This window comes from Senegalia sp. (in: firmicutes), from assembly GCF_052088025.1.
Lineage (GTDB): Bacteria > Bacillota > Clostridia > Tissierellales > SIT17 > Anaeromonas.
The window spans coordinates 1-17,900 of the sequence record NZ_JBQCYD010000011.1; the positions used below are offsets into that span (position 1 = coordinate 1).

Below are 17,900 nucleotides of genomic sequence, written 5' to 3' on the forward strand. Positions count from 1 at the left end.
TTAAATGATATCTACTACAACACCAACAATTGAAGGAAAGAAAATAGTTGAGTATAAGGAAATAGTATTTGGAGAAGTTATCTCTGGAATGGATTTTATAAAGGACTTTGCAGCAGGACTTACAAATTTCTTTGGTGGACGTTCTAAATCTTATGAAGGTGAAATGATTAAAGCACGAGAAGAAGCAATTTTGGAAATGGAAAAAAGAGCTTTAAGCTTAGGAGCAAATGCAGTAGTAGGAGTAGATATAGACTATGAGGTATTAGGTCAAAATGGAAATATGCTAATGGTTACAGCATCCGGTACAGCTGTTATCATTGAATAATTTGATACATTTTTGATAATTAGGGTATAAGTTTATCAAATGATAAATAGGAGGTTTTTAAATGACATTTAAAGTAAATAATAAAGTAACTTGGGTAGGTAAAAGAGATTGGGAACTTACAAGATTTCATGGAGATGAATATTCAACAAATAGAGGGACTTCATATAATTCTTATCTAATAAGAGATGAAAAAACTGTTTTAATAGATACAGTATGGAGACCATTTGCTAAAGAATATGTGGAAAACTTAAAGAAAGAAATTGATTTAAATGAGATAGATTATATAATAGCAAATCATGGAGAAGTAGACCATAGTGGTTCTCTACCTGAACTTATGAGAGAAATTCCTGATACTCCAATATACTGCACTGCTGCAGCTATAAAATCTTTAAAGGGACACTACCATGAAGATTGGAATTTCATTGAAGTAAAAACTGGCGATGAGCTTGAAATTGGAGAAAATAAATTAATATTTGTAGAAGCAAAAATGCTTCATTGGCCTGATAGTATGTTTACTTATATGACTAATGATAATATATTATTTAGTAATGATGCATTTGGTCAACATTATGTAGCTGATCCTATGTTTAATGATCTAGTAGATAATGATGAATTATATCAAGAAGCAACAAAATATTATGCGAATATATTAACACCATTTTCTCCTATGGTGAAAAGAAAAATAAAAGAAGTATTAGATTTTAATCTTCCAGTAGATATAATAGCTCCAGCACATGGTATAATATGGAGAGATAATCCTACTCAAATAATTGAAAAATATATGGAGTGGGCTGATAATTATCAGGAAAATCAAATAACTATAATATATGATAGTATGTGGCATTGTACTAGAAGGATGGCTGAATCTATAGCTGAAGGAATAAAAGAAAATGATGATGCTAAAATAAAAATATTTAATGCAGCTAGAGCAGATAAAAATGATTTAATAACAGAAATTTTTAAATCTAAAGCTGTTTTAATAGGTTCATCTACTATTAATAATGGAATACTACATTCTATATCAGGGCTTCTTGAAATGATGAAAGGCATGAAATTTAAGAATAAGAAATATGCTGCATTTGGTTCATATGGATGGAGTGGAGAATCTGTTAAGATTATAAATGAAGAATTAAAGAGTGCTAAATATGAAGTAGTTAATGATGGAATAAAAGAACTTTGGAATCCAGATGATGAACAATTACAAAGATGTAGAGAATTTGGAGCTAAATTTGGTAAAGAAATTAAATAAATGATAAAAAAAGTTAGGGTTTAGATAAAACCCTAACTTTTTTTTTGTGTAACTTTAATAAGAACTAGTCATAATATATATTAGAATTTATATTGTATATCTTGGGTATATAAGGTTAAGAAGGGAGAATTAGAATGGATAATAATTATAAAGAAGTAAGTAAAACTTTATGGATAATATTATTTGCAAATTTTTTAGTTGCAATTGTTAAAATACTTGTAGGAAATATAGTAATGAGTGCAAGCCTTATTGCAGATGGATTTCATTCTTTTGCAGATGGTTCATCAAATATAGCAGGTTTAATTGGAATTAAATTTGCATCAAAACCTACAGATAAGGAGCATCCTTATGGCTATGAAAAATTTGAACTTCTTTCATCATTATTTATATCAGGAATGTTATTTTTCATATCAGGAAATATTGTCATGGATGCATTTAAAAAGTTGTTTAATCCAACAGAATTAAATATAAGTTCATATAGTATTATAGCAATAATTCTAACACTTATAATAAATATCATAGTAGCATCATTAGAATATAAAAAGGGCAAGAAATTAAATAGTAATATATTGATATCAGATTCTATGCATACTAAAAGTGATATATTTGTATCTTTAGGTGTTCTTTTTACATTGATATCTATAAGCCTAGGTCTGCCAAATATAATAGATCCAATAGCATCTTTTATTGTAGCAGGCTTTATAATCAAAGCAGCAATAGAAATATTTATATCAAGTAGTAGGGTTTTGGTAGATAAAAAAGCCCTAGATACAAGAAAGGTAAGAAAAGTATTAGATGAATATTTAGAAATAAAAGGAGTCCATAATATACGTAGCAGGAGTACAGGCAAAAAAATATTCTTAGATCTTCATATGCTTTTAGCACCTGATATGACCATAAAAACCTCTCATGATTTAATTCATAAAATAGAAGAGGATATGAAAGAAAATATTGATGATAAAATACAAATAATAGCACATTTTGAACCTTATTATAAAGACAAGAAATAATGGAGGAAGAGGATGAGGAAATTAAATCTAAAGAAAATAGGAAAGGCTCCAGGAACTTTAACTTATACTGGAGAAGAAAAAGAAACTAAATCAATATTGGAACTTATAACATATGATGAAAATCATTTTGAGAAAAATATAATCAACAGTTTAGATGTAATAACTAATATGTCTGAAAGTGTAAAGTGGCTTAACATATATGGTATAAATGATATAGAAACAATAGATGAAATTGGAGAGAAATTTAATATAAGTGATCTTTTACTTGAAGACATATTAAGTGTAGGCCAAAGACCTAAAATTGAATATGAAGATGATTATATATTTATAGTAATGAAAATGTTATATTTTAACGAAGATAGAACAAGAATAGAAGAGGAACAGATATCTTTTATCTTAAAAGAAAACTTTTTATTAACATTTCAAGAAAAAGAAGGAGATGTATTTGATTTAATCAGAAAAAGCTTATCTAATTCAAACTCTGATGATATAAAATATGGAGAAGATTATTTGTTGTATTTATTACTTGATACCATTGTAGATAAAAACTACCTACTTTTAAAAGAATTAGAATATAGTATAGATAAGGTTGAAGTTTCTGTTATGGAAGAGGAATACAATGATTTAGTAAAAGATATACATGTACTTAGAAGAGAATTAGTTGTAATAAAAACTGCAATATCACCTATGAATCAAATTGTTTATGAACTTATGAATAAAGCTCCCATAATAAGTAAAGAGGTTAGAAATTATTTGAAAGATGTAAATGATCATATAGTTCAAATCATGGATTTTATATCTATTTATAGAGAAACAGTAAACAGTTTATTTGATACGAAAATGTCTGATATGAGCAATAGGATGAATAAAATAATGACTACACTCACCCTTTATTCTACTATATTTATACCACTATCATTTTTAACTGGTGTATATGGAATGAATTTTAAATATATGCCTGAATTAGATGATAGGATAAGCTATCCTTTATTTTGGGTAATAGCTATATCACTTGCCATAGGTATGATATTATTTTTTAAGAAAAAGAAATGGCTGTAGATTTTAAGAAAAGAGATGAGAAAGATGATATATTTTGTAACTATTATTATATTGATTTTTATAATAATTATATTTTTATATATAGAAAACAATTTATTAACTACTACAAATATAAGTTTAAATATAAAAAAGGATTTAGGATCCTTTAATAATTATAAAATAGTTCATTTATCTGATTTACATAATAAATCTTTTGGTAAAAATCAAATTAATATTACTAAAAAAATCAAAGAAATGAATCCGGATCTAATATTTTTTACGGGGGACTTAATTGATAGCAGACGCAATGGAATAAAAAATGGAATAAAATTACTAGAAGAATGTTCTAATATAGCCCCTACTTATTATATAACAGGTAACCATGAAGAAAGAGCAGAGAAGTTTATCCCCTTATATAGCGAATTAAATAAGTTAAATATAGTATTATTAGAAGACAATAAAACTATTATTAGTAAAGATAAGTATAATTTAAACATATTAGGCTTAAGAGATAGAACAATTCAAAAAGGGAAAAAAGAAATAATGAATACTTTGGAAAATATGAATATAGATGATAAAAATATAAATATTTTATTAGCCCATAGACCAAATATGATTGATTCATATAATAAATATCCTATTGATATAGTTTTTTCAGGCCATGCCCATGGTGGACAGATAAGAATCCCTATCATAGGAGGACTATATGGACCAGATCAAGGTAAGTTTCCTAAATATGATTCAGGCTTTTTTAGTGTAGCAAATACTAAACTAGTAGTTAGTAGAGGACTTGGAAATAGCATATTTCCTCAAAGATTATTTAATCATCCAGAAATAATCTTAGTTAAATTGATTAATATTAAATAATTTACTTTAGATGCTTTAAAATGGGTATAATAATTTTAAATACGATTATAAGGGGAGTCTATGTTGATTGATCTAGAAAGTATTATAGATGAAGAAAAGATAAGTTATAGTTTATATGTGGAGGATTTAAAAACAAACAATGTCATCTTTGACATCAATTCAGATAAAGAAGTTTCGTCTGCAAGTATGATAAAAATATTTATAATGGCAGAGGCATATAATCAAATTAATAAAGATAAGTTTATGGAACAAAAGATAGTTAATATATGTGATGAAAATATTGTAGGTGGTAGTCTTATAAAAAACTTATCTGTTTATGGATATTCTATAAAAGATTTACTTTTTTTAATGATGAATCTAAGTGATAATACAGCTACAAATCAAATTATTGATATTTTAAAAATGGAAAATATAAATAATTTCATAACTATGCAAGGATTAAAAAATACAGTTATAAATAGAAAAATGATGGATTTTGAAAAAAAGAAACAAGGTTTTGATAATATAACTTCAGTAAGGGATATTGCTAATATATTAAAGAAGATCTATTATAAGGATTTAATAAGTAAAAAGGCATCTAATGAAATGTTAAATATAATGAAAAAACAAATGGATAATAGAATGATTACAAGAAATATTGATGAATCTAAAGCTAAAATATATCATAAAACAGGAAATCTTCCATTTATAAACCATGATGGAGCAATAGTATCTTTAAAAAATGCTGATTATATATTTGTTATGTTTACATGGGATGGATTTGATAATATATATGGAAGGAAAATCATAGGAGAAGTATCAGAAAAAATATATAATGATTTTTCAAAAAACTATCCACAATAGTGTTGTTTTGGATAGTTTTTATTAATTCATATTTTATTTTAGTAATTTAAAATATGTTATACTATATGTATATATACTATATTAATTAGAGGTGAATAAATTGAAGAATTTAAACATACATGAGTTAATGGAAGATATGCACTATTTAAAATTATTAGGTGAAGAGTATCCATCTATTCCTTCAGTTTCATCAGAGATAATTAATTTAAATGCCATATTAAATCTTCCTAAAGGAACAGAACATTTTCTAACAGATATTCATGGTGAATATGAGGCATTTTCTTATGTGCTCAGGAATGCATCTGGAGTTTTAAAATTTAAAATTGATGATTTATTTGATAATGAACTTACTAGTGATGAAAAAAAGAAACTGGCAACACTTTTATATTATCCAGAAGAAAAATTAGATTTAATAAAAAAAGAAATAAAAGATATGAATTGTTGGTATAAAGATACCCTTATACATTTAATAAAAATATGTAGGGTAGTTTCTTCAAAATATACAAGGTCTAGAGTAAGAAAAATGTTGCCTAAAGATTTTGCATATATTATAGAGGAATTATTACATGAAGAGGAAGGTATGCTAAATAAGCATGATTATTTTCACAATATAATTCATACAATAATTGATATTGATAGAGCAGATGAATTTATAATAGCTATAGCTAATTTAATACAAAGGCTTGCAATAGATAGACTTCATATAATAGGAGATGTTTATGACAGGGGACCATCCTCTCATAAAATATTAGATGATTTAATACTTAGAAGAACATTTACAGATGTACAATGGGGGAATCATGATATTTTATGGATGGGAGCTGCAGGAGGTTCTTTAGCATGTATTACAAATGTTATAAGAATAGCTCTTAGATATGCTAACTTAGCGACCTTAGAGGAAGGTTATGGTATAAACTTACTTCCACTTGCTACATTTGCGCTAGATAAATACAAAGATGATGATTGTAAGCAATTTATTCCAAAAAAGCTTATAGAAAATTATTATCAAGAAAAAGATTTAGAATTAATTTCAAAGATGCACAAGGCAATAACTATTATTCAATTTAAAATAGAAGGACAAATAATAAAAGAAAGTCCTAATTATAATATGGAAGATAGATTATTGTTAGATAAAATAAATTATGATGATTATACTATAAATATAAATGGAAAAACATACAATTTAAATAATCAATTTTTCCCAACAATAGATATAAACAACCCTTATAAGTTAACAGAAGAAGAAACTAGAGTATTAAATAGGATGAAAGAATGCTTTTTAGAAAGTGATAAATTAGAACAACATATCAAGTTTTTATATTCTAATGGCAGTATGTATTTAAACTATAATTCTAATCTTTTATATCATAGTTGTATACCTTTAAATGAAAAAGGTGAGTTTAGAAAAGTTAATTTAGGTAAAGAATCTTTACATGGAAAAGAATTATTTGATAAATTTGATTTTTTAGCAAGGATGTATTATTTTAATAATGATGAAATAGATGAAAAATTATACGGAAAAGATTTAATGTGGTATTTATGGTGTAATGGAAATTCCCCTGTTTTTGGCAAAAATAAGATGACAACTTTTGAGAGATATTTTATAGATGATAAATCTACACATCTAGAGAAAAAGGACCCATATTATAAGTTTAGAGAAGATGAAGATGTAATTAATAACATTCTAATAGAATTTGGACTTGATCCAGCTAATTCTCATATTATAAATGGACATGTACCAGTAAAAGCATCCCGTGGGGAAAGCCCAATAAAGGCAAATGGGAAATTACTTGTTATTGATGGAGGATTTTCCAAGTCATATCAACCAAAAACTGGTCTTGCAGGGTATACTTTAATATATAACTCATATGGTATTAGACTTGCATCACATGAGCCATTTGAATCTAAAATGAAAGCAATAAAAGAAGAAAAAGATATATTATCTACCTTGGAGCTACTTGAAGAGATGGATAATAGAAAACATATATATGATACAGATAAGGGAAAAGAATTAAAAGATAGAGTAGAGTATCTCAAAAAGTTACTCTCAGCTTATAGACTAGGCCTAATAAATGAGAATATAAAATAAACTTATGTTTAATGAAATTTATTAGGGGTAATATCAGTATTGGAAAGACATAATAAAAGTAGGAGGGATTGTTGTATGAAAGATTATCATGAGCCAATGGAATTATTAGATGATCACACAAGAAATTGTGTAAGAGCATTAAACAGTTTAAGAGAAGAGGTAGAGGCGGTAGATTGGTACCATCAAAGAGTTGCTGCTACTAATGATAAGGAATTAAAAGCAGTTATGGCACATAATAGAGATGAAGAAATTGAACATGTTGCTATGACACTTGAGTGGTTAAGAAGAAATATGGATGGTTGGGATGAAGAATTACGTACTTATTTATTTACAGATGCACCAATTGTAGAAGTTGAAGAAATAGCTGAAGCTGGAGAAGACAGTGGTAGCTCTTCTAAAGGTAATGATTTAGGAATAGGAAAATTAAAATAATATTTAATTTTCATATAAATTATTGAAAGGAGTTTTTATATGTTAAAAAGAAATTTAGCACCTATATCTGAAGCAATGTGGGAAGAAATTGATGATAGAGCAAAAGAAGTACTTTCAAATTATTTATCTGCAAGAAAAGTAGTTAATGTAAGTGGACCTAAAGGACTAGAATATAACGCAATATCTGAAGGCCGTTTAGAAACAATAGAAGGTGAAGAAGATGTATGCGCAGGTATATATAAAGTAAAGCCTCTTATAGAATCCAGAGTAGAATTTGAGTTAAATAGATGGGAAATGGATAATTTAGAAAGAGGAGCAAAAGATATTGAGTTAGATAATCTTGAAGAAGCAGCTAAAAAAATAGCATTATTTGAAGATAAGGCTATATATAATGGTTTTAGAAATGGCATGATTGAAGGTCTTACAGAGGCTTCAGGACAAGAAAAAATGAGTTTTGGAAATAGTGGAGATGATATAATTAAGTCGGTATCTAAGGCTATAATAAAACTTAATAGATCTTTTACAAGCAAGCCTTATGCACTTGTAGTAGGTGAAGAAGCTTATGAGAGAATAAATGCAAATTGCATGGGATATCCATTAATTAAGAGATTAGAAGATTTATTAGGAATGGAAGTTATATATTCTCACGTAGTAAAGGGAGCATTTTTAGTTCCATTTGATCATGAAGATTTAGAAATGACTATAGGAAAAGATTTATCTATAGGTTATCAAAGTAGTGATAATGAAAAGGTTAGATTCTTTATGACTGAATCATTTACTTTTAGAGTATTAGATCCAGACATAATTATAGAATTTACAGTATAATATATCTAGATTAAATATAAAAAGACTCCCTAGGGAGTCTTTTTAATATGCAGGAACTACACCACCATCATAATTTTCTTTTATAAATTCCTTTATTTCTTCAGATTGAAGAGCACTGGCTAAAGCTTTTAAGTTTTCATTATCTTTATCTTCACTTCTTATAGCTATTACATTTGCATAAGGAGAATCTTTTCCTTCTATTAATATAGCATCTTCTGTAGGGGTTAAATCAGCTTCTAGGGCATAATTACCGTTTATAATAGCCAAATCAACATCATCAAGTGATCTTGGTATTTGAGCTGCTTCAAGAGCTTTAAAGTCTAATTCCATAGGATTATCCACTATATCCTTTTCTGTTGCAAGTAGTCCAGCATCTTTGTCTATTTTTATTATGCCTTCATTTTCTAAAAGTAAAAGAGCACGACCCCCATTGGTAGGATCATTTGGGATAGCTATACTACTACCTTTTTCTATTGTTTTAACATCTTTATATTTATTTGAATATAGGCCTAATGGTTCTACATGAATTTTTGCAAGTGATATTAGATCTGCATCATTTTATATCATTGAAGTCTTCTAAATAAGGACTATGTTGAAAAAAGTTTGCATCTAATTCTTCATCATTAAGGGCTAAATTAGGCTTAACATAATCAGTAAATTCAACTATTTCTAAAGTTATTCCATCATCAGCAAGTTTTTCTTTTACTTGCTTTAATAATTCTGAATGTGGTATGGGAGTTGCTCCTACCTTTAAAATGTTCTTATCAGAACTTTCTTCTGAATCATTACCACAACCTACAAATATTAGTGCTACTAGAGATAATACGATTAACAATTTTTTCATTTTAACACACTCCTAACGATTTTCTAATAATTTAAATGCTATTTTGTTACCTAAAGATTGAACTACTTGAACCAATATTATAATGGCTATAACAGCAATAAACATCACTTGTAGGTCAAAACCATAATAACCATATCTTATTGCTAAATATCCAAGACCTCCAGCTCCTATTGCTCCTGCTATAGCTGAGTATCCTATTAAATTTATAATAGTTAAAGTCATACCAAGAACTAATGATGGCAGCGCTTCTGGTATTAAAACCTTAAATATTATTTGCATGGTAGTTGCCCCCATTGATAGAGATGCTTCAATCACGCCATAATTTACTTCTTTCAAAGCAGATTCTACAATCCTAGCTACAAAGGGTGCTGCTGCAATTGATAATGGAACAATTGTTGCAGTGTTACCTATAGACGTACCTACAATAAGTTTGGATAATGGAGATAATATCAACATCAATATTATAAAGGGAAATGATCTACCAATATTGACTAGAAAATCTAATATATTATTTATTTTCAAACTTTCTAAAAGTCCATTCTTGCCGGTAATAAATAATATTATTCCAATTGGAAATCCAAGTATAAAACCAAATATAGTAGATAAAGACACCATAAATAAAGTTTCTAAAATTGGATCATAAATAAGATCAATTATTTCTTTCATTTCTTATCACCTCTGCTTTCACATTATTATTATTTAAAAAATCTATACTTTTATTAATTTCATCTAAATCACCAGTAATTTGAATGCTTAGATTACCAACATTTGTACTTATTAATTTATCTATATTACCTGATAAAATATTAATATCTATATTATAGTTTTTAATAAGTGTTGATATAATAGGTTTTTTAGAAGAATCTCCTATAAATGTAAGTTTTAATAATTTGCTATTTTCTGTATTTATAATATCTAATTCAGAAATATCATCATTATGCATAGATTCTATAAAACTTTTTGTAGTATTGGATTTGGGATTTAAAAAAACTTCATCAACATTACCTTTTTCTACAATTTCTCCATTTTCCATAACAGCCACTTTATCACAAGTTCTTTTTACTACTTCCATTTCATGAGTTATCATTATAATTGTAAGATTTAATGTTTTTTGTAATTTTTTTAAAAGTTCCAGGATTGATTTAGTAGTTTCTGGATCTAGTGCTGATGTAGCTTCATCTGATAATAAAAGATTTGGTTTATTTGCAAGAGCACGTGCTATAGCTACTCTTTGTTTTTGTCCACCACTTAATTGAGATGGATAAGCAAGCTTTTTATCACTAAGACCTACAAGTTCTAATAAATCATCTACTCTTTTAGAGATCTGATCTTTATTCATTTTGGAAATTTGGAGAGGAAAGGCTATATTATTAAAGACATTTTTTGAGTTCAATAAATCGAAATGTTGAAAAATCATTCCAATATTCTTTCTTGTATTTAATAAATTCTTTTTATCTAATGTAGTTATGTCTACATTATCAATATAAATATTTCCACTATCAACATTTTCTAGCCTGTTTATAGTTCTTATAAGTGTTGATTTTCCTGCACCACTTAAGCCAATAACTCCATAGATCTCTCCACTTTCTATATTTAAACTCACATTTTTAAGTGCTAATACATTTTTATTTTTAGATTTATATTCTTTATATAAATTTCTTATTTTTATCATTTTTAGACCCCATTTCAATTCTAACAATTATTTTTTTGTAATAAAAAAAATCCTCTTAGAAAGAGGATTTTTTTCCTCCCTCATCTTTCAGCATATATATGCTGCTGGAATTAGCACCTTATGCATCATGCATTGGTTGCTGGGTTTCATCGGGCCAGTCCCTCCACCTCTCTTGATAAGAGTTTCGATATTCATATTGTTTTAAATTATATATCTATATTTATCATATGTCAATAGTGAATTTTCTTTTTTTTCTAATAACCTTGTGTCATAATAGAATTAAGATAGAAGAGGAGTTGATTACATGCCTAAAATAACAGATATTAAAGATGCTATAAAAAATAATGAGAGAGTTCATATTTATATAGATGGAGAATACTTTAAAACCACATTAAAAGAAATTAGTTTTGGACTTAATTTATATCCTGGAAAGACAATAGAAAAATCTATATTAGATGAAATGATAGTAAAAGAAGATATTATAAAATGTAAAAACAAAGCATTTCAAATAATAAATGGAGCACCACAAAGCGAAAAAAATTTAAGATATAAATTAAGCAAATATGATTTTGATGATAATATTATTGAAAAGGTATTGGTTGATTTAAGTGAATATAATTTGATAAATGATGAAAAATTAGCTGAAAGTATAATAAAGGATAAAAGAAATTTAAAACATTTTGGAAGCAAGAAAATATATTATGATTTATTAAAAAAGGGGATAGATAAAGAAGTTGCTAAAGAAGAATTAAACAAATTAGAAGATAGGGATTTAGAATTAGAAAATGCAATAAAATTAGCACAAAAAAAGATAAGGCTCATAAAAGATGAAGACAAAAGAAAAGTATATGGAAAACTTGCAAATCATTTATCATATAAAGGTTTTGAATATGATATTGTAAAAAAAGCTATAGATAAAGTAATGAAATAAATCATAATGAGGTGAAATAAATTTGAAAGAATTAAAATTATTATGGAAATTTATGAAGGGGAGTAAATTATTATACTTAGCTGCGATTGTTAGTATAGGGCTTGCTACATTTGCATCTATTATAAATCCATTAGTATTAAAGTTTTCTATTGACTCTGTAATTGGAGATAAAGATATAGAGGCACCTGATATTATAAAGAATATTATAGAAAACATTGGTGGTATAGAAGTATTTGAGAATAACTTATGGATATTAGCATTAATACTTATAATTCTTACAATAATTCAAGGTATATTTTTATATACAAAAGGAAAGTGGTCAAATACTGCCGCTGAATCTATTTCCAAAAATATAAGAGAAAAGTTATATGACCATATTCAAAACTTACCATATACTTATCATGTAAGGGCTGAAACTGGAGACCTTATTCAAAGATCTACATCTGATATAGATACAATTAGAAAATTTCTAGCCATACAATTTGTAGAAATTGGAAGAGCTGTATTTATGATTTTGTTTATTTCTATAATAATGTTCTCATTAAATATTAAGATGGCTCTTGTATCTATGGCTGTTGTACCAATTATATTTGCATTTTCAGTAGTGTTCTTTTTAAAGGTTAAAAAAATATTTAGATTATCTGATGAATCTGAAGCAGAATTATCTACAGTTTTACAGGAAAATTTAAATGGTGTTAGGGTTGTAAGAGCTTTTTCTAAAGAAAAGTTTGAGATTGATAAATTTGAAGAAAAAAATGAAAGATATAGATATTTAACTTATAAACTTATAAAACTTTTAGCAGGATATTGGGCCTTATCTGATTTATTAAGTTTAATTCAAATTGGATTAGTCTTAGTTTTAGGAGTTTATTGGACTGTTTTAGGAGATATAAGTCTTGGTACCTTAGTTGTATTTACTACATATGAAGGTATGCTTTTATGGCCAGTTAGACAATTAGGTAGGATATTAACTGATTTAGGTAAATCATTAGTTTCCTTAGAGAGAATAGGTGAAGTACTAGATAATCCAATCGAAAAAGAAGAAGAAGGAGAATTAACACCTGAAATAGAAGGGAATATCGAATTTAAAAATGTATCATTTAGCTATGAAGATGGAGAAAAAATATTAAAAAATATATCTTTTGAAGTTAAAAGAGGAGAAACTGTAGCTATAATGGGTAAAACTGGCTCTGGTAAATCTTCTTTAGTTCATTTGCTTGCCAGATTATATGATTATGATTCAGGTTCTATAAAGATAGACGGTATTGAACTTAAAAACATAAAAAAAAGATGGATGAGAAAAAATGTAGGATTAGTACTACAAGAACCTTTTTTATTTTCAAGAAGTATAAAGGAAAATATAGGTATATCAAATTTAAAGGCTAAAGATAATGATATAAGAGAATCTGCTAGAATTGCAGCTATTCACAATGTTATATTAGGATTTAACAAAGGCTATGACACAACAGTAGGTGAAAAGGGTGTTACTTTATCAGGTGGACAAAAGCAAAGAATCGCTATAGCAAGAACTATTATAAACAATAGTCCAATACTAGTATTTGATGATTCCTTAAGTGCAGTAGATACAGAAACTGATCTAGCAATAAGAAGAGCTTTAATTTCAAGGAAAAAAAACATTACTACATTTATAATATCACATAGAATTACTACAGTATCTGAAGCTGATAAGATTATAATATTAGAAGATGGAAAAATAGTGGAATCAGGTACACATTTGGAATTATTAGAAAGAGAAGGTTTATATAAAAGAGTATTTAATATTCAAAGTGGAATAAATACAAAACAAAAATAATAAAAGAATTGGGGTGCTAATATGACAGGATTTACAGAGAAAGAATATAGCAAAAACTTAAATTTAGGAATTTGGAAAAGAATTTTTAAATATATGAAAAATTATAAAAAAAACTTATATATATTGATTTTAATAATGTTAAGTGTAGCAGCAATTGATATAATATTCCCTCTCATGACAAGAATTGCTATAGATGATTATGTGGTACCAGGAAATACTGATGGCCTAATTAGATTTTCATTTATATACTTAATATTGATAGTAATACAAGTCTTAAATGTATGGGCATTTATTGCTATAGCTGGGAAAGTTGAAATGGGCATACAATATGATATAAGGAAATTAGGATTTAAAAAACTTCAAGAGCTATCTTTTACATATTATGATAAAACACCAATAGGATGGATAATGGCTAGAATGACATCTGATGTTAGAAGACTTGGAGAAACTATAAGTTGGGGAATTGTAGATTCAGCTTGGGGTCTTACATTTATGATAGGTGTAGCTATAGTTTTGTTTTTTTTGAATTTCAAATTAGCACTTATTACTTTATCAGTGGTTCCAATACTTGCTCTTTTAAGTATATATTTTCAAAAAAAGATATTAAATTCTTATAGAGATGTAAGAAAAATAAATTCTCAGATTACTGGAGCATTTAGTGAAGGAATATCTGGTGCTAAAACCACAAAATCATTAGTTAGAGAAAATGAAAATTTAAAAGAATTTACAAATCTAACTATAAACATGAGATTTGTTTCTATAAGAGCAGCTATATTTTCATCTTTATTCTTACCTATAGTTTTAACTCTTGGGAGTATTGGAACTGGTCTTGCGCTTTGGTTTGGTGGAAAGGGAGTAATGATAGGAAATATAAGCTATGGAACCTTTGTAGCCTTTTTATCATATACAACTTTATTTTTTGAGCCAGTAAGAGAACTTGCAAGAGTTTTTTCTGAATTACAATCAGCTCAAGCTTCAGCTGAAAGAATATTATCTTTAGTAGAAATGGAGCCTGATATAAGAGATAGTGAAGAAGTGATTTTAAAATATGGGGATATATTAAATCCTCGATATGAAAATTGGGAAGAGATTAAAGGTGATATTGAATTTCAAAATGTTTCATTTCAATATCAAAGTGGAGAAAAGGTATTAGAAAAGTTTAATTTAAAGATAGATTCTGGAGAAACTATAGCATTAGTAGGAGAAACAGGATCAGGTAAGAGCACAATTGTTAATTTAGTTTGTAGGTTTTATGAACCAACTGAAGGTAGTATATTAATAGATGGTATAGATTATAAAGAAAGATCATTATCATGGCTACATTCAAATATAGGATACGTCCTTCAAAGTCCACATTTATTTAGTGGTACTATATTAGAAAATATAAAATATGGATCTAAAAATGCTAGTGATGATGAGGCAATAAGTGCATCTAAAAAAGTAAATGCACATGAATTTATAAAGGGATTAGAGAATGGATATAATACACAAGTAGGCGAAGGTGGAGGAAAGTTATCAACTGGTCAAAAACAACTTATATCATTTGCAAGAGCTATAGTTTCAAACCCCTCATTATTTGTTTTAGATGAAGCTACTTCTTCTATTGACACTGAAACTGAAAAGAAAATACAAGATGCTATAGAAAAAGTGCTTAAAAATAGAACAAGTTTTATAATAGCCCACAGATTATCTACAATAATAAATGCAGATAAAATACTTGTAATTAAAAAGGGTGAGATTTCAGAATATGGCAATCACTTTGAATTATTAGATAAAAAGGGTTACTACTATAGACTTTATAATAATCAATTTAAAAAACAAAGTTCTACTAATTCATGGGATTAAAGTTTATATATTATAAAATAAGGTAAATATAAAATATTAAGTGAGGTGATAATTTTGAAATTAGATATATTTGATTATATTTTTATAATTATAAGTATATTATGGTTGCTTGAATTTGTCATATATCCTTCCAGATATAAAAAAGATGAAATAAAGAAGGATACCTTTTATATGATATTGGTAACAATTATTTTAGTGGCTGTAATGAATGGTATAATGACTTATTTTGATATAGGTTTATTTAATATTAAATGGATAAGAATAATAGCTTTGTTCGTTTATTCCTTTGGTTTACTATTAAGATATTGGTCTCTTTTTGTATTAGGTAGAAATTTTTCGAGATTTGTTCATGCTGAGGAAGATCAAGATTTAATTAGCAAGGGGCCTTATAGATATTTAAGACATCCGCTATATTTAGGACTTTTTTTATTAACCATATCAATACCCTTATATACAGAAAATTTTTTGGTCTTTATATTTTCTGCTTTTATAATGTTTAAAATACTCAAAATGAGAATGGATGAAGAAGAAAAGATGATGGAAAAAATCATAGGTCCAAGATACATAAAATGGAAAGAAAAAAGGTATAAATTCATACCCTTTATTTATTAGGAGGTAAGTATATGAGAAATAAAAAAGTCGTAATAGTAGGTTCTGGTCTTGGAGGTATTTCTTCTGCTATATCCTTAGCTACACAAGGCTATGATGTAGAAGTTTTTGAAAAGAATGATAAGATAGGTGGCAAATTAAATGTATTAGAAAGAGATGGCTTTAAATTTGATTTAGGTCCTTCTATTTTCACCATGCCTCATATATTTAATGAGTTATTTGAAAATGCCGGAAAGAATATGGAGGATTATTTTACTTTAGTAGCAGTAAAACCTCATTGGAGAAATTTCTTTGAAGATGGTAAAATAATAGATCTTATTCCTGTAGATATTAAGAATAAGTTTAGAGCTACAAATGTATCTGAAAGGGATAATAGAGATTTAGAAGAATTTCTTACATATTCAAAGAAATTATATGACTTAGTGGATGAAGGTTATTTTGCTAAAGGTCTAGATACCTTTAAGGATAATATAAAAGAATATGGCTTTATAAAATTATTAAAAGATTTAGATGGATTATCTACAATGGATTCACAGGTGAGAAAATATATAGATAATGAATATTTAATAGATATAATAAATTTTTTCATAAAATATGTAGGCTCATCCCCTTATAATGCCCCAGCACTTTTTAATTTGCTCCCATATATACAATATCAATTTGGACTTTGGTATGTGGAAGGTGGCATGTATAATTTAGCAGAAGGTTTTTTAAAGCTCATGGAAGAATTAGAAGTTAAAATAAATTTAAACAGTGAAGTTGTAGAGATATTAAAAGAAAATGAAAAAGTATCTGCTATAAGGCTTAAAAATGGAAAAGTAATAAAAGCTGACATAATAGTTTCAAATATGGAGGTAATTCCAGCATATGAAAATCTTTTAAAAGAAGATAGAGAATTTTTAAAGAAATATGATAAATTTGAGCCAACTTGTTCAGGTCTTGTTATTCATTTAGGTCTAAAGAAGGAATATAAAAATTTAGCACATCATAATTTCTTTTTTTCTAAAGACCCAAAAGAACATTTTGCTACAGTATTTAATAAAAAGAAATTACCATCTGATCCTACAATTTATCTCGTAGCACCTACTAGGACTGATAAATCTCAGGCACCTGAAGGATACGACAATATAAAAATACTACCACATATTCCATATATTCAAGATGATATAAAACTTTCAGATTATATGGAATTAAAAGAGAGAATATATGACAAACTAGAAAGCATGGGTCTTGATGATTTAAGGGAAAATATATTATTTGAAGAAATTTTAACTCCATTTGATATAAAGAAAATGTATAATTCAAATAAGGGTTCTATCTATGGAGTTGTTTCAGATGTGAAAAAGAATCTAGGATTAAAGGCGTCTAAAAGAAGTGAAAAATATGACAATCTTTATTTTGTAGGAGGAAGTGTAAATCCAGGAGGCGGGATGCCTATGGTTACATTATCAGGTTTAAATTTAAAAGATTTAATTTTAGAAACCAAAAAAAATTAAAAAGTAGTATAA

Annotated in this window: 16 protein-coding genes, 1 pseudogene and 1 riboswitch; of the genes and pseudogenes, 14 read left to right on the forward strand and 3 right to left on the reverse strand. The window is 27.1% G+C overall.

From position 1 onward, the window contains the following. Positions 1 to 4 precede the first annotated feature (4 nt). The 9 genes from ACTHUW_RS04280 to ACTHUW_RS04320 all read left to right on the forward strand — a co-directional run bounded on the left by ACTHUW_RS04280 (position 5) and on the right by ACTHUW_RS04320 (position 8,678). Positions 5 to 325, forward strand: a complete 321-nt coding sequence (locus ACTHUW_RS04280) for a putative heavy metal-binding protein (protein WP_442196768.1) — start codon at positions 5 to 7, stop codon at positions 323 to 325. Positions 326 to 386: 61 nt separating this feature from the next. After that, entirely contained in the window at positions 387 to 1,574 is a 1,188-nt protein-coding gene (locus ACTHUW_RS04285; RefSeq protein WP_442196769.1) for an anaerobic nitric oxide reductase flavorubredoxin, read from the forward strand. A gap of 134 nt (positions 1,575 to 1,708) precedes the next feature. Beyond that, positions 1,709 to 2,584 (forward strand): cation diffusion facilitator family transporter, encoded by an 876-nt coding sequence (locus ACTHUW_RS04290; protein WP_442198799.1) that lies wholly within the window; start codon positions 1,709 to 1,711, stop codon positions 2,582 to 2,584. Between the two features lie 12 nt (positions 2,585 to 2,596). Further along, on the forward strand, positions 2,597 to 3,643 hold the full coding sequence (gene corA, locus ACTHUW_RS04295; RefSeq protein ID WP_442196770.1) for a magnesium/cobalt transporter CorA: 1,047 nt from the start codon (positions 2,597 to 2,599) through the stop codon (positions 3,641 to 3,643). Positions 3,644 to 3,667: 24 nt separating this feature from the next. Beyond that, positions 3,668 to 4,489, forward strand: a complete 822-nt coding sequence (locus tag ACTHUW_RS04300; RefSeq protein ID WP_442198801.1) for a metallophosphoesterase — start codon at positions 3,668 to 3,670, stop codon at positions 4,487 to 4,489. A 63-nt stretch (positions 4,490 to 4,552) separates the two neighbouring features. After that, positions 4,553 to 5,332 carry a serine hydrolase gene (locus ACTHUW_RS04305; protein ID WP_442196772.1) on the forward strand — a complete coding sequence of 260 codons (780 nt, stop codon included), beginning with the start codon at positions 4,553 to 4,555 and terminating at the stop codon, positions 5,330 to 5,332. A gap of 127 nt (positions 5,333 to 5,459) precedes the next feature. Further along, positions 5,460 to 7,421, forward strand: coding sequence for a fructose-1,6-bisphosphatase (locus ACTHUW_RS04310; protein ID WP_442196805.1), 1,962 nt, complete (start codon positions 5,460 to 5,462; stop codon positions 7,419 to 7,421). Between the two features lie 75 nt (positions 7,422 to 7,496). Further along, positions 7,497 to 7,853 carry an encapsulin-associated ferritin-like protein gene (locus tag ACTHUW_RS04315; protein WP_442196773.1) on the forward strand — a complete coding sequence of 119 codons (357 nt, stop codon included), beginning with the start codon at positions 7,497 to 7,499 and terminating at the stop codon, positions 7,851 to 7,853. Between the two features lie 39 nt (positions 7,854 to 7,892). Then, entirely contained in the window at positions 7,893 to 8,678 is a 786-nt protein-coding gene (locus ACTHUW_RS04320) for a family 1 encapsulin nanocompartment shell protein (protein ID WP_442196774.1), read from the forward strand. Between the two features lie 42 nt (positions 8,679 to 8,720). On the opposite strand, the pseudogene ACTHUW_RS04325 reads toward ACTHUW_RS04320, so the two are convergent. The 3 genes and pseudogenes from ACTHUW_RS04325 to ACTHUW_RS04335 all read right to left on the reverse strand — a co-directional run bounded on the left by ACTHUW_RS04325 (position 8,721) and on the right by ACTHUW_RS04335 (position 11,194). Beyond that, positions 8,721 to 9,522 (reverse strand): annotated as a pseudogene (locus tag ACTHUW_RS04325) (MetQ/NlpA family ABC transporter substrate-binding protein). Positions 9,523 to 9,534: 12 nt separating this feature from the next. Then, complete coding sequence (locus tag ACTHUW_RS04330) at positions 9,535 to 10,188, reverse strand: methionine ABC transporter permease (RefSeq protein WP_442196776.1); 654 nt, start codon at positions 10,186 to 10,188, stop codon at positions 9,535 to 9,537. Further along, the gene (locus tag ACTHUW_RS04335) at positions 10,172 to 11,194 is read right to left on the reverse strand and encodes a methionine ABC transporter ATP-binding protein (RefSeq protein WP_442196777.1); all 1,023 of its coding nucleotides are present in this window, start codon (positions 11,192 to 11,194) and stop codon (positions 10,172 to 10,174) included. The genes ACTHUW_RS04330 and ACTHUW_RS04335 overlap by 17 nt, the downstream gene beginning before the upstream one ends. Before the next feature lie 77 nt (positions 11,195 to 11,271). Beyond that, positions 11,272 to 11,376, reverse strand: a riboswitch (SAM riboswitch). A gap of 122 nt (positions 11,377 to 11,498) precedes the next feature. Between ACTHUW_RS04335 and ACTHUW_RS04340 the strand changes: the two genes are divergently transcribed. The 5 genes from ACTHUW_RS04340 to ACTHUW_RS04360 are packed head-to-tail and all read left to right on the forward strand — an operon-like array spanning position 11,499 to position 17,888. Beyond that, complete coding sequence (locus ACTHUW_RS04340; protein ID WP_442196778.1) at positions 11,499 to 12,125, forward strand: regulatory protein RecX; 627 nt, start codon at positions 11,499 to 11,501, stop codon at positions 12,123 to 12,125. 22 nt (positions 12,126 to 12,147) lie between these two features. Continuing rightward, the gene (locus ACTHUW_RS04345) at positions 12,148 to 13,938 is read left to right on the forward strand and encodes an ABC transporter ATP-binding protein (protein WP_442212688.1); all 1,791 of its coding nucleotides are present in this window, start codon (positions 12,148 to 12,150) and stop codon (positions 13,936 to 13,938) included. A gap of 21 nt (positions 13,939 to 13,959) precedes the next feature. Continuing rightward, complete coding sequence (locus tag ACTHUW_RS04350; RefSeq protein ID WP_442196780.1) at positions 13,960 to 15,783, forward strand: ABC transporter ATP-binding protein; 1,824 nt, start codon at positions 13,960 to 13,962, stop codon at positions 15,781 to 15,783. A 54-nt stretch (positions 15,784 to 15,837) separates the two neighbouring features. Continuing rightward, positions 15,838 to 16,395: a methyltransferase family protein gene (locus tag ACTHUW_RS04355; protein ID WP_442196781.1), complete on the forward strand. Its 558-nt coding sequence runs from the start codon at positions 15,838 to 15,840 to the stop codon at positions 16,393 to 16,395. Positions 16,396 to 16,406: 11 nt separating this feature from the next. Beyond that, entirely contained in the window at positions 16,407 to 17,888 is a 1,482-nt protein-coding gene (locus tag ACTHUW_RS04360; RefSeq protein ID WP_442196782.1) for a phytoene desaturase family protein, read from the forward strand. Positions 17,889 to 17,900 lie beyond the last annotated feature (12 nt).

What these genes read in the sequence shown, in the direction of transcription:
- ACTHUW_RS04285 (WP_442196769.1), top strand. Translation starts at nt 387, where the DNA reads ATGACATTTAAAGTAAATAATAAAGTAACTTGGGTAGGTAAAAGAGAT.
- ACTHUW_RS04360 (WP_442196782.1), top strand. Translation starts at nt 16,407, where the DNA reads ATGAGAAATAAAAAAGTCGTAATAGTAGGTTCTGGTCTTGGAGGTATT.
- ACTHUW_RS04290 (WP_442198799.1), top strand. Translation starts at nt 1,709, where the DNA reads ATGGATAATAATTATAAAGAAGTAAGTAAAACTTTATGGATAATATTA.
- ACTHUW_RS04300 (WP_442198801.1), top strand. Translation starts at nt 3,668, where the DNA reads ATGATATATTTTGTAACTATTATTATATTGATTTTTATAATAATTATA.
- ACTHUW_RS04315 (WP_442196773.1), top strand. Translation starts at nt 7,497, where the DNA reads ATGAAAGATTATCATGAGCCAATGGAATTATTAGATGATCACACAAGA.
- ACTHUW_RS04340 (WP_442196778.1), top strand. Translation starts at nt 11,499, where the DNA reads ATGCCTAAAATAACAGATATTAAAGATGCTATAAAAAATAATGAGAGA.
- ACTHUW_RS04310 (WP_442196805.1), top strand. Translation starts at nt 5,460, where the DNA reads ATGGAAGATATGCACTATTTAAAATTATTAGGTGAAGAGTATCCATCT.
- corA (WP_442196770.1), top strand. Translation starts at nt 2,597, where the DNA reads ATGAGGAAATTAAATCTAAAGAAAATAGGAAAGGCTCCAGGAACTTTA.
- ACTHUW_RS04320 (WP_442196774.1), top strand. Translation starts at nt 7,893, where the DNA reads ATGTTAAAAAGAAATTTAGCACCTATATCTGAAGCAATGTGGGAAGAA.
- ACTHUW_RS04335 (WP_442196777.1), bottom strand. Translation starts at nt 11,194, where the DNA reads ATGATAAAAATAAGAAATTTATATAAAGAATATAAATCTAAAAATAAA.
- ACTHUW_RS04350 (WP_442196780.1), top strand. Translation starts at nt 13,960, where the DNA reads ATGACAGGATTTACAGAGAAAGAATATAGCAAAAACTTAAATTTAGGA.
- ACTHUW_RS04280 (WP_442196768.1), top strand. Translation starts at nt 5, where the DNA reads ATGATATCTACTACAACACCAACAATTGAAGGAAAGAAAATAGTTGAG.
- ACTHUW_RS04330 (WP_442196776.1), bottom strand. Translation starts at nt 10,188, where the DNA reads ATGAAAGAAATAATTGATCTTATTTATGATCCAATTTTAGAAACTTTA.